This window comes from Lysinibacillus sp. 10T31 (genome assembly GCF_056394365.1).
On record NZ_JBFTHS010000086.1, the window covers coordinates 1 to 11,205 of the forward strand.

At 34.1% G+C, this 11,205-nt stretch carries 10 protein-coding genes and 1 pseudogene; 4 read left to right on the forward strand and 7 right to left on the reverse strand.

Annotated elements, in window-relative coordinates; all coding sequences use genetic code 11:
* The coding region (locus AC1DCY_RS25820) for a zinc ribbon domain-containing protein (protein ID WP_477355192.1) at positions 1-131 on the forward strand (131 nt) is incomplete at its 5' end.
* Positions 132-1,794: 1,663 nt separating this feature from the next.
* Here AC1DCY_RS25820 and AC1DCY_RS25825 read toward each other — a convergent pair.
* The 4 genes from AC1DCY_RS25825 to fabZ all read right to left on the reverse strand — a co-directional run bounded on the left by AC1DCY_RS25825 (position 1,795) and on the right by fabZ (position 4,989).
* Positions 1,795-2,583, reverse strand: coding sequence for a polysaccharide deacetylase family protein (locus AC1DCY_RS25825; RefSeq protein ID WP_477355166.1), 789 nt, complete (start codon positions 2,581-2,583; stop codon positions 1,795-1,797).
* A 177-nt stretch (positions 2,584-2,760) separates the two neighbouring features.
* Entirely contained in the window at positions 2,761-3,222 is a 462-nt protein-coding gene (locus AC1DCY_RS25830) for a DinB family protein (RefSeq protein WP_477355169.1), read from the reverse strand.
* 37 nt (positions 3,223-3,259) lie between these two features.
* Positions 3,260-3,733, reverse strand: a complete 474-nt coding sequence (locus AC1DCY_RS25835; protein WP_477355172.1) for a hydroxymyristoyl-ACP dehydratase — start codon at positions 3,731-3,733, stop codon at positions 3,260-3,262.
* A gap of 830 nt (positions 3,734-4,563) precedes the next feature.
* A complete protein-coding gene (fabZ, locus tag AC1DCY_RS25840) occupies positions 4,564-4,989 on the reverse strand; it encodes a 3-hydroxyacyl-ACP dehydratase FabZ (RefSeq protein ID WP_477355175.1) in 426 nt (141 codons plus the stop codon).
* Between the two features lie 352 nt (positions 4,990-5,341).
* On the opposite strand from fabZ, the gene AC1DCY_RS25845 reads away from it, so the two are divergent.
* Positions 5,342-5,962, forward strand: a complete 621-nt coding sequence (locus AC1DCY_RS25845) for a LysE family translocator (RefSeq protein ID WP_477355178.1) — start codon at positions 5,342-5,344, stop codon at positions 5,960-5,962.
* A gap of 225 nt (positions 5,963-6,187) precedes the next feature.
* Positions 6,188-7,528: an NAD(P)/FAD-dependent oxidoreductase gene (locus tag AC1DCY_RS25850; RefSeq protein WP_477355181.1), complete on the forward strand. Its 1,341-nt coding sequence runs from the start codon at positions 6,188-6,190 to the stop codon at positions 7,526-7,528.
* A gap of 206 nt (positions 7,529-7,734) precedes the next feature.
* On the opposite strand, the gene AC1DCY_RS25855 is transcribed toward AC1DCY_RS25850, so the two are convergent.
* The gene (locus AC1DCY_RS25855; RefSeq protein ID WP_477355184.1) at positions 7,735-8,157 is read right to left on the reverse strand and encodes a VOC family protein; all 423 of its coding nucleotides are present in this window, start codon (positions 8,155-8,157) and stop codon (positions 7,735-7,737) included.
* Positions 8,158-8,378: 221 nt separating this feature from the next.
* Positions 8,379-9,131: an SDR family NAD(P)-dependent oxidoreductase gene (locus tag AC1DCY_RS25860; RefSeq protein ID WP_477355187.1), complete on the reverse strand. Its 753-nt coding sequence runs from the start codon at positions 9,129-9,131 to the stop codon at positions 8,379-8,381.
* A gap of 335 nt (positions 9,132-9,466) precedes the next feature.
* Here AC1DCY_RS25860 and AC1DCY_RS25865 point away from each other — a divergent pair, with 335 nt between their 5' ends.
* Positions 9,467-10,084 carry a YitT family protein gene (locus AC1DCY_RS25865; protein ID WP_477355189.1) on the forward strand — a complete coding sequence of 206 codons (618 nt, stop codon included), beginning with the start codon at positions 9,467-9,469 and terminating at the stop codon, positions 10,082-10,084.
* Between the two features lie 266 nt (positions 10,085-10,350).
* Here AC1DCY_RS25865 and AC1DCY_RS25870 read toward each other — a convergent pair.
* A pseudogene (locus AC1DCY_RS25870) lies at positions 10,351-10,865 on the reverse strand (GrpB family protein).
* Positions 10,866-11,205: the final 340 nt, after the last annotated feature.

The window sequence follows — 11,205 nt, forward strand, 5'->3', positions numbered from 1 at the left end:
GTTCCGAAAAGAATAAGGCACAAGATAGAATATATAAGTGTAAATGTGGATTCGAAAAACATCGTGATTTAGTCGGTGCAATGAATATTCGATATGCACCTGTGATTGATGGTAACAGTCAATCAGCCTAGGATGCTATATGCACTGTCTTAGGAAGGGTAATGAGATCCCCTCATCTTGAAGGCTGTTCAAAACAGAAATGGACTGCGAACGTGTAGTCATTCAAGAATCCCACCCGTCATACAGTAAGGTATAGGGCTTGCGACTTTAGTCGTGGGAGTCTCAAATTCAATCAATTCAATCTTAAACAATGTCAATCCCCCCCTATTTATTTTTATTAAGGTAATTATCCCTTTTTTTGTTCAAGTGTTTGTTTAAGAATTGAATGTGACAGATTATTTAGAAATCGGAGTAGGAGGGGGTGACTAACCCCCGACCTCTCACACCATCGTACATACGGATCCGTATACGGCGGTTCCATGAAGTCTGACGGACAGTGATTTTATATCTCCCTGTCCGTTATGCTTTTCTGTCTCTCCTTGCCACTTGTATTCTCAGCCCTCTTTGTGTCTCCTATGGGATTCACCTTTTCTTCCACTAAGTAAGTCCATCTTTGGATTGTCTGCTTCATCGATCAAGTGAAATTCGAGTTTATTACACACTCCTTCATGGTTTGGTCCTTCCCATTTATGGTACTATGACCTCTGCTGACTTCTGATGGTTCAGCTACCTATCGCTAAGTAGGTTACAAAGTGTACTTTGCGTTTCCATCAGACCTCCCCGGGTAAGCGCATGCACTTTCACACCATCTATCCGCCTCATTTACTCGATATGACCTTCGACAGAAAGGACTTTGTGTTGTTATGCACACTCATCCAATCATACCTAGCCTTATATGAGATTCGTGTTCCTCGGACCGGTGTTTTGCCTCCAGCTTCCTTCAGATTCCGCGTCGCCACGGACACCCTTGCTCTTGGCTAACCTCTACTTCTGTCTTCGAGGTTCGGGACTTGCACCCTATAGTTCATACGCATGCCGGGCGCACATAAAAAATCAGACTAAATCATTTTAGTCTGATTTTCTAAATAAATTTTACGCACACAAAAAACGGATAAATTAGCGTAAATCGAAAAATTATTTTTTTCATTATCAGATAATATTTGATATACCGTCCATAAGTTAATTAGAGTGGAGGCTGGGCGACTCTTTGGGGATCACCGTCATGAGAACCTGGAGCGAGCACATAGAGAGCAAAGGCTAAAAGCATCACGTCCTGTGATAAGGCCTTCGTGACCAACATCCTGTTGCTGTCACTTTGCTTTCGCACAAAAAACATCGTGCTGTTGCTGCTGTCGCTACGTTAACACTTCGCTTTCGCGCAGAAAACATTTGCCGCTGTCGCTACGTTAACACTTCGCTTTCGCGCAGAAAACATTTGCCGCTGTCGCTACGTTAACACTTCGCTTTCGCGCAGAAAACATTTGCCGCTGTCGCTACGTTAGCACTTCGCTTTCGCGCAGAAAACATTTGCCGCTGTCGCTACGTTAGCACTTCGCTTTCGCGCAGAAAACATTTGCCGCTGTCGCTACGTTAGCACTACGCTTTTGCACAGTATGCAGCCCTTTTGCTGCCGCTACGTTAGCCCTACGCTATCTCGCAAAAAAACGTTGCTCCAAGCGGCTCATCGGACGACCCCAGGAAAGTGCCTAGCCAGAACGGAAATAAACCTCAGGTTATGGAATAACAAATTGAATTTTTAATGAGTGACACATTTACATTACGGAAACGGCAAGCTTATTTGTCTTTGTCTTTGTCTTTGTCTTTGTCTTTGTCTTTGTCTTTGTCTTTGTTTTTGTCTTTTTTACTTTGTACTTCGAGTAATTCAGAAACTGTGACAAATCGATATCCTTGCTTTTCAAGTTCAGGTATAATTTTTTCCATTGCTTGCACAGTTTGATGGCGATTTCCGCCTCCATCATGAAAAAGAACGATATTTCCTTCTTTGACACCGTTTAACACAGTGGTAACAATTCTATTCGTACCTGGGCTTTTCCAATCTAATGTATCTAAATGCCATGACCACATAACCACTTTATATCCTTCTTTAGCAATCRCTTCAATCATTGCATCTGAATATTGTCCTTCAACAGGTCGGAATAAAGTAGGTTTAAATCCTGTAATGTTCTGAATGACGTCATTCGTTTGATTTATTTCTTTTATTAAATTCGGGACATTCGTTCTTAGAGGATGCGTAAATGTATGATTAGCTAGTTCATGGCCTTCCTCATACATTCTTGCTATTACCTCGGGATTTTTTTTCGCATTTTGACCAACAATAAAAAAAGTTGCTTTCGCTTTGTATTTGGCTAACACATCTAAAATCTGAGCTGTGTACTTTCGATGTGGACCATCATCAAAGGTAAGGGCAATAATTTTTTCATCTGTATTAATTTCCCAAACAATTTGTCCTGCTTCTTCATAATACTTTCTCCCTTTATGTTCATATGTTTCTGCGCTGACTTTTACATAAAAAAAGGAGACAGTTAATAGGAAAATTGGTAATAAAAACAGAATTTTTTTCAACTCTTCACTTCCTCAAAAAAATATTTAGTACCTTATTATTTGAGGAATGTTAAAAAAAATGCTCTTTTTTGATTTTTTGTTGCAGAATTCTTTGAAGTAAAAAAATTTAGAGGTTTTCCATTTAGTGATTTTGGGATTAAAACGTAGGCCCTATCAACGATTGATTTGCGATTCATGTTACTTACTATTCAAACTGCCCAAAATCTGTTTGTTCAAATGATGTTCCATATGTTCAAGGTAGTCTTGGATAAGCCACTGCAGAGTCATTAGTTGGTTATTTCCAATATCACATGGAAGAGCCAGCTTTTCATCAGGGATATTGGAAATAACATATAAAATTTTTTTATTTAAGCTCACCCATAAATTCAATATTTCATCAATCGATAACTCTTGATATCCTTGGATTTTTACCCACTGTACTTGATCATATGGAGTTAATACAAAAGGTTCCTTTTCGTATTGTATTTTTATGAACCTTTCCAGATTATTAATAGCAGAGTCACATAAATGGCCTAATATCTCTTTTTTTGACCACTTTTGAGGTGCTGGTCGTTGTGAAATTTCCATTTCAGACATTTGACGAAACTCTTCTGGCACCTTATTTATCCAAAAGTGTAATTGATCTATATTACTTTGCACATTTTTCACACCCCTAGAAATTGATGTTTGAAATTAGCTATTTATAAAAACTTAAATAATAATCAATTAATTTGATGACTTCATATATTTTTTTATATTCTTTTTCAATTTTATAGGAAATAAACAAGATAGCTACATTAAAACTCAAAACTGCTATTGCAACTATTTGGACAAGTGAAATCCCAATCATCAGTTTAGTATTGATGGCAGAGGCAATTATTGTGATCAAAGATAATATAACACCACACAATGTAATATAAATCGGCTTAGATCTAATAATTTCATTTGCTTGTAATTTTAAAACATCTAGTAAATATCGAATTTCTTTCAATTTATATTGTTGATCAAAAATCACGAAATATGACATATAAACATCGTTTGTTATATTTTCATTCAGTATATTTTTATGAATTTTTCTCACTAATCGATCACAAAAATCTTTATCTAATGCTTTTTCAGGTATGAATAGTTCCTCTTTATTTTCAAAAACATTTGTGCCGGGATGCTTCAAACCCCTCATCCTCTCATTCTGGTTTACCTGATTTAATGACCTTATTAAGAATAGAAAACTCGTTTATAGTCAAAACATAGTCACCCAAATTTTTCAGATATTTAAATTATATGAAGGGATAGAAAGGTAGTATGTTATTTTGGATAAAAATTTTAATGTAAGTTTAGTATCTGCGGGAAACATACATAAAGTTCCTTAGTAAAGTTGTCGATATACAGCTAATGCATCCGTAATATTGAACTGCTCTCGTGAGTCACCTTTAGCACCTACTGTTACTAAAATATACTCCTCGCCTTTAATTGTCGCTAGACTTGCTAAACATAAGCCTGCTTGCTCTGTTTAACCAGTTTTGCCGCCAATTATTTCACCTCTCGTATTTTCAATAGCGTTCAACTTTTTAAACATTCGACTCGTCACTGAATTAAGTCTCCATATAGAAATGGCATGACACCTTAGTTATTTACGTAAAAAAATAGAGTTGATTTTGAGATTATCAACTCTTTCGTCTTATTTTATTTAGGATTTTTATTCATTAGAACTTCTTTTATTTGATCTGCTTGAAATGAAAACCGCCGTTGAAATAATAAATATTCCTGTACATAGCCACATCATAATCCCATTCCATTGACTGTTGAATATTGTAACATTTACGAGGATGATAAATTGCATGATACAAGTTGCTATATATAGAGCTAAGGGATAGTTCATGAAACCACCTCCATTTCGAAGTCATCCATTTATTATATTATTCAACAAATACTTTAAAAATCCTTTACACAAAGAACAAGAGTACTGCATTGTATTTTTGCAGTACTCTTAAATGGAATGGCTTAGCTTCCAAATGCGAAAATAAGCTCTGTCTCACAAGCTATTTCACCGTCAACCGTTGCAATTCCTCGCCCTTTACCAATGGCACCCTTTAAGCGCGTAATTTCCACTTCAAGTCGCAGTTGATCACCAGGTTTAACTTGTTTTTTAAAGCGACAACTATCAATACCTGCCAGTAATCCAAGTCTTCCTTGATTGCCTTCTTTTGTGAGCATAATAATTGCACTTACTTGAGCTAATGCTTCAACGATTAACACACCTGGCATCACTGGATAATTAGGAAAATGTCCATTAAAAAATTCTTCGTTTATCGTTACATTTTTAATGGCTACCGCTCGCTTCCCCTCTTCTAATTCCATTACTCTATCCACTAACAGAAAAGGATAACGATGTCTAATAACTTCCTGTATTTGTTGAATATCTAGCATCAAAAAAACCTCCAAAATTTTTATCACCTAATTCTATCATTAAATATTAGTAGTTGGTACTATTTTTACGTTTGAATTACGAAATAAAAGCCACATTCCCATGGATGTGACTTGAAATATTAATTGGAGTCTATTCTCTAACTAAGTAATATTTAATCAATAATATAAAACATTATACAAATATAATCAAAATATTTTCTGATTTTTAAAAATAGTTATTCCTACTTCTCTTTTCAGTATTTCGTTATCGACAGATATATAGCAGATAGCATATAATATTTTTTGCATTCATTAAGTCAATTTATTATTCTCTTAAGTGAATGTTTAGTTTATTAGAATAGGATGGGTATACATGTTATCTTTTATTGCAATAGTTCTTCTCTTATTTTTAATTCCTGGTCCTGCAGTTATTATTACCATTACGCAAACACTAAAAGGTGGTAAAAAGAATGGTATTTTCACTGCATTAGGCATTGGACTAGGTGACTTAGTTCATACGTTAGCGGCTGTATTAGGTTTATCAGCAATTTTAATGAACTCTGCCACTGCCTTTGAAGTGGTGAAATATATAGGTGTTGCATACCTTGTGTATTTAGGTATTCAAATGCTCCTAGCAAAACCACAAAAACTAGAAAAACCAACTGTTGAACAAAGTTCGGGAAGTTCTTCGTTCCGACAAGGTTTTTTAGCGGAAATTTTAAATCCAAAAACTGCATTATTTTTCTTAGCGTTTTTACCACAGTTTGTTCAACATAATGGCCAATCGATCACTGTACAATTATTGATTTTAGGAGTTACTTTTGTTGTGATGAGCGCTTTGTATACAATTTTGTTAGCAATTATTACAAGCTTTATTGGTGAAAAAATCTTTACTAAGACATCAAACAATGGTTCGCGTTGGATTGAAAAGGCTGTTGGTTTCGTTTATATAGGTCTAGGCGTAAAATTAGCACTTCAAACCCAAAGTAAATAATATATAGTTTCTTAGGAGAACACGATAATTACGTGCTCTCCTTTTATATTTCAAGAACAAGTCCCATTTCAATTCTTACTTCCTTTTTTTCAATATCTTTATTTGAGTAACGTAACATTTGAATACACGAGTTCTTACACCTTAAAAAACTATTTAGTTTTGTATAGACAATCCACGTATTATAAAATACTCTTATTACTTATTAATTAAAGAAGGTGTAAATGGATGTATGATATTACAGTTATCGGTTCAGGTGTAAGTAGTGTTTTTTTAGCATATACCTTATCTCAAAGTAATCAAAAGATATTAATTCTTGAAAAAGGTAAATCTATAGAGGAGAGAAATTGTCCTTTGGATCGAGGCGAAACATGCAAATGTAATATGTGTGAGAAATATTTTGGTTTTGCTGGTTTGGGTAAATCAGAAGGAAAGTTTAATTATTCAACTGAATTTGGCGGCGAATTAGAGCAAAAAGTAGGTAGAGAGAATCTTCAACAATTAATGGATGAAGTTGATGAAATTTTATGCCGTTACGGTGGAGACTCGGTTATAAAATATTCCACAGCTAATACAGAACTCTCAAAAAGAGCCCAATTATGTAACTTACAGATGTTAACTACCGAGGTAAGGCACCTAGGCACGTCACTTTCAACAAAAATTTTCCAACAAATATATAAAGTTTTATCAAGCAAGATAGATATTCAATTTGAGGTGGATGTGCAAGATATAACAAAAGATAATAATTCTTTTACTTTAATTACAAATAAAGGTGTTATCCAATCTCAGCAAGTAGTGTTTGCAACAGGTCGATCCGGAACAGATTGGTTAAAAAAACAATGTTCTAGTCTAGGCGTTAAGCAAGGTAAAACTCGTTTAGATTTGGGTATTAGAGTTGAAATGGCAGAACAACAGCTACGTTCAATTTTGGAAGATACCTTTGAAACAAAACTTGCTTATGCACATGAAAATATCATTTCAAGTACTTATTGCATGAATCCTAAAGGAAGAATCATTCGTAAATATCAAGAAGGTTTAGTCATGCCAGATGGTCAAAACTTTCGAGAGCAAATGAATGGAACTTCTAACTTGAATTTTACGTTGTTCACTCCAATGTATTTTTCTACTCTTAAAGAAGCAAATATGTATGCACATAAGATTATCGGTGAAATAAATAAAGGAACAGATCGTATTGTAGTACAACGGTTTGGAGATTTAAGAGAAGGACAGTCCACAACAAAAGAAAGTATGTATAATAATCGAATTCAACCTTCATTAAAAGCTGAATTTGGGGACTTAACTAAAGAAATTCCTTTACTATATATTCAAATCTTGCAGGGATTTTTAAACCATTTAGAAAAATTTATTGGTGAAGCCATTGATGAGGATACATTGCTTTATGGTATGGACGGAAAGTTTTATTCACCAACAATAGAAACTAACGAAAATTTCCAAACAAATATTCAAGGATTATATGTAATTGGAGATTGTTCAGGAGTTACTCATTCATTATCACAAGCAGCAGCTAGTGGTATTTTCGTAGGTAAATATTTAGCTAGAAATTGTTAGTTTTAAGGAAGTAATCGCTTTATTGCAAATCGAAAAATTTTTTATATACGATTTCAAATATTAAAAACCCTTCAGATAAAGCAATTCTGAAGGGTTTCATATTATTTTTGATTCAGTTTAAACTTATTTATTGTTAAAATATTTTCTTACTAAATCTATTCTACACTATAAAAATATATAAGTACTTAGTGCTCTAAAGGTTTAGTTTATTTTACTCGTTGATACATAGGATGACCTTCTTCAAATTGAATTAAATCCCATACATTTCCGTATAGATCTTTGAATACAGCAACAATACCATATGATTGTTCTTTTGGTTCTCGAACGAATTCTATTCCTTTTTCTATCATTTCATTATAGTCTCTCCAAAAGTCGTCTGTCCCAAGGAATAGAAAAACTCTTCCCCCTGCTTGATTTCCAATAAAAGATGTTTGTTCTGGTTTTGAAGCCCTTGCAAGTAATATTGTAGTTCCAGACGAACCAGGTGGGGATACTACTACCCATCGTTTATCTTGTTCTGGTTGATACGTATCTTCAATTAACGTAAAATCAAGTTTTTTTGTGTAAAACTCAATAGCTTCATCATAATCTTGAACAACCAAAGCAATATGTACAACAGATTGTATCATTATTAACCCTTCTTTCTTTGATAAGTAAAAGCCTTATACCATATTTATTATAATATGAAGCTTTGCAAATCATTTCTGATATTTCATTATAAATATATTTTATTTTTTATTGCACATACTGCACCTTTAGTTCAAGAAAATGTATTATTCGAAAAAAAGTAAAGGATGTAATAGACAACTACTAACGTACTTAAAATTCCAAATAAAATTCTACTTTTTAACTATCTCCCACCACTAACATTCATAATTTCTCCGAGGATATAATTTGAAGCATCGGAAGAAAGGAAGGCAATTACCTCTGCTATTTCCATAGGTGTAGCAGCCCGTTTAATAGGTACAGATGAAGCCATACGCTCAAGTCGATTATCACCAGGAGCAAATTTTTCATGAAAAGGTGTTGCTACCATTCCAGGTGCTACCCCATTCACGATAATTCCATATTCTATTAGCTCTCTGGACATTCCAATCGTCATTGTATTTATCGCCCCTTTAGCAGATGCATAATGAATACTTTCTCCTGCCCCGCCAATACGTGCAGCCGCAGAAGATACATTAATAATTTTTCCGCCTTTTTTCGGAATCATATGTCTTAATACAGCTTGGGAGCATAAGAGAACACTTTTTACATTTAATTTAAATGTTTCTTCCAATAGCTCTTCACTCAAATCCATAAATGTACTTTGGCGGATTCCACCCCCAGCGTTATTAACTAAAACGTCAATTGTGCCAAATGAAGAAATAGCTTGTTCAACCATTGAGTTCACTTCTTCTTTATTAATAACATTTGCTTGAATTGCAATGGCGTCACCATCTTTTTCTTTAATACGTTGAACGGCTTCCATGGCACCTTTTACGTTTGTATTATAATTAATAATTACTTTAGCCCCTTTTGATGCCATCAACTCAGCCGTGGCAAGCCCAATTCCTGAACTTGCGCCTGTGATGAGAATAACCTTTCCTGATAAGTTATGCATAACTACCCTCCTAACTAAATGGTTTTAATTAGTAATTCTATATTTTATATCGTTAAACCTTTTGAGGAAGATTTTATGTATGAGAACATGAGGCTTTTGTAGATTACTAATTGGCTTAATTCAGTGTTTCTTGTTGAGCTAACATGCCCCGTTAGCTCGTTAAAAAAGGACCTGTCTAAGCAGCCTAATGATCTTCAAGTCCCCTCTATGGCCATTTTTTAATCATAAATATTTCTAATTATAACTATCACTAATCTATATTTCACTTAATGATTGAACTAATATAAAGTATAGCAAAAGAGAAATACTGTGAAATACAAGGAGATGTAGTAGTTTTGTCGCAACATTTATTTAAAATTATCATTCTTGCATTAGCCTCTGCCATTCAAGGAGCAGCAATGTCTATTTTCTTATTTCCTCATTACATTCCATCCGGTGGTGCAGCCGGAATAGGTGTGTTATTAAATTACATGTGGGATGTGCCATATGCAACGAGCATTTGGATATTAAACGCAGTGATGGTAATCGTAGCCTTCAAGTGGCTCGGAACAAGCAAGGCAGTGTGGACGATGTTTTGTGTTGGCTCAGCTGCCTTCACTATCCATATAATTTCTCCACACATCCATCATCCTATTGGAAATGTATGGATCGATTTAGTAATTGGAGCCTTTTTATTCGGTTTTAGTGTGGGAATTTTATTTAAAATGGGGGCTTCTTCAGGAGGAATGGATATTTTAGCTCTTATTATATCATCTTTTATAAAGCGACCTCCCGGAAGCATATTATTTTGGATTAATAGTTTGATATTACTTGTTGCCGGTGTCGTGATCGATTGGAAAGTGATCATGTATGCCCTGATTTGCCAATGGTTTGGAACAAGGCTGATTGATATCATTGGAAAGGGGAACTTTTCTTTACCTGTACTAAAGAAATATTCTGGTCAAAAACTTTGAGTTAATTGGCAAGTAATCTCTAAATCTTGGACATACTTATATTATTATCAAAACGGATACCCTGTTAATGGAGTAGCCCTTGAATAAAGTTTGATTAAATTAACTTAATAAAACTTAATAAAAGAGCAAATAGAAAAGCGTGTTTTGAAAAAATTTGATCAAAACACGCTTTTTTTACTAATTTGAAACTGACTGTCTTTTTCACTAAACTCTTAATGACAGCCATTAATCTTAGTATTACATAATCCATTATTTTATGAATTATTTTAAATATCTTCATACCATTCCAGTGCTTTTAGTTCTTTATCTTTAACAAAATAATCTTTACCTTTTATGTACGATTCAATGTCATTAGGAAATTGTTGTACTAATTTTTCTTTTAATTCTCCATAATTCTTCATTTCATCTGGGTGCGATTTTAAATAATCTCGAAATGCCAAGTGCCTTTTTATTTCATAACTTCCAATCTGATAGATGTGACGTGATGAGAGCGATTGTCCCCACCTTTTCGAAAGTATCTACGATTAACTATGCCGTATTCACCTTTAGGCTCATATCCAATTTCTTGCATTTCTATATTATTTTTATCAACCTTGTTAATATCTTTAACAACAGGCATTATGTCGATTATTGGTTTAGCTTTTAACCCTGGCACAGAGGTACTACCTATGTGGTAAATATCTATGATTTCATTCCCGAAAATAAGAGTCAGTTTTTCAGCCTCTTCCGTAAACATTTGAATCCATTTCTCATTGTACGAACTTACTTCTACTTTTCGCAAATTATCCCCTCCAAATCATTTTTTAAAATTGGCTGTTTTCTCAAAGATTGTTGCTGTTAAAACTAAAAGACAGATTTAATCTACAAAATGTGTAGGATAAATCTGTCTTTTCGGTTTGATATTTCGTGAATCGAAAATTTAACGAAAACTCTGGTTAGTTGAAGAAAAAACATTCATTATTTTTAAGATATTTTACTTACTTCTATGTAAAATAACTATTTTCCTCGTGGCCAAATGAAATATGAAATAGATATGATAAAATCAATTCCCAGTACTAAAGACCATACTTTTAGTGTTTCAAAAAGTTTAGAGCTACGGTCCGCATCATTTACTAGGTATA